1 protein-coding gene is annotated in these 1,218 nt (G+C 63.2%); it reads right to left on the bottom strand.

Annotated features, from left to right (window positions below; genetic code table 11):
* Nucleotides 1–60 precede the first annotated feature (60 nt).
* Nucleotides 61–1,160 (bottom strand): IS3 family transposase gene (locus PVW48_RS20060; protein ID WP_274582732.1). Its coding sequence is split into 2 segments (ribosomal slippage): nucleotides 61–902 and nucleotides 902–1,160, totalling 1,101 coding nucleotides; the frame shifts between segments, so codons are not numbered across the junction.
* Between the last annotated feature and the right edge of the window lie 58 nt (nucleotides 1,161–1,218).

Here is a 1,218-nt window from a genome sequence, read left to right as displayed (position 1 = left end):
CTGACCTGAGACCCGACTCTCCTCCGGATTTTCGGAGAGTCCGCAGGTTGATCTCTGAGGCTACGCGGCGCGCATTTCCAGCCCCTTCTTTGCCACGAACTCGACGGGCGGAATGTTCCCCTGTCCTGAGTGAGGGCGATGGTGGTTGTAGTCGTGCTGCCATGCCCGGATCTGCTCGCGGGCATCGGCCAGAGACGAGAATAGCGACTCGTTGAGAAGCTCGTCCCGGAAGCGTCCGTTGAAGCTTTCGACGAAGCCATTCTGCATGGGCTTTCCTGGCGCGATGTAGTGCCATTCGATGCCCGTGCGCTGGCACCAGCTCAGGACAGCCACCGAGGTCAGTTCCGTTCCATTGTCCGAAACCACCATTGCAGGCTGGCCGCGGCGCAACATCAACGCATCGAGCTCGCGCACGACGCGCAGGCCAGAGAGCGACGTGTCCGCCACCAAGGCCAGGCACTCCCGGCTGTAGTCGTCGACCACGGCCAGAACGCGGAACCGTCTGCCATCCGTCAGCGCATCGCTGACGAAGTCCAGGCTCCAGTGCTGGTTGGGGGCATCTGGCACCAGCATCGGCCAGCGTGTCCCCAGAGCCCGCTTTCGGCCGCCCCGGCGGCGCACTTGGAGCTTCTCCTCGCGATAGAGCCGCCTGAGCTTCTTCAGGTTCATCATGATCCCCTGCCGTTCCAGCATCACGTGGATGCGGCGATAGCCAAACCGCCGCCTCTCGGCCGCGACAGCCTTCATGGCGGCCCTCGCTTCGGCATCGTCAGGCCGCACGCTGCGATAGCGCACGCTCGACCGATCCACGGCCAGTGCCTTGCACGCCCGTCGCTGGCTCACTCCGTGGACTTCCACAACGTGTGCCACCGCTTCCCGCCTGACGCCGGGCGCTACCACTTTCGCGAAGTGACATCCTTCAGTATCGCATTGTCGAGCATCGCTTCGGCCAGCAGCTTCTTCAGCTTGGCGTTCTCGTCCTCGAGCGCCCTCAGTCGGCGCGCGTCCGATACCTCGAGGCCGCCGAACCGCGCCTTGTATTTGTAAAACGTTGCCGTGCTGACCCCGTGCTTGCGGCAGACATCGGCCGTCGTCATTCCGGCCTCCTGCTCCTTCAGCATCCCGATGATCTGCTCTTCCGTGAACCTTGATCGCTTCATTGTCCGTCTCCTGGTTGGGCGGACTCTACCTCAAACTGGAGGAAGAAGCGGCTCTCAG

It is taken from the genome of Dinoroseobacter sp. PD6, from assembly GCF_028807315.1.
Taxonomy (GTDB): domain Bacteria; phylum Pseudomonadota; class Alphaproteobacteria; order Rhodobacterales; family Rhodobacteraceae; genus Dinoroseobacter; species Dinoroseobacter shibae.
The sequence above is the reverse complement of the archived record's forward strand: the minus strand, read 5'-3'. Positions and strand labels throughout refer to the sequence as shown.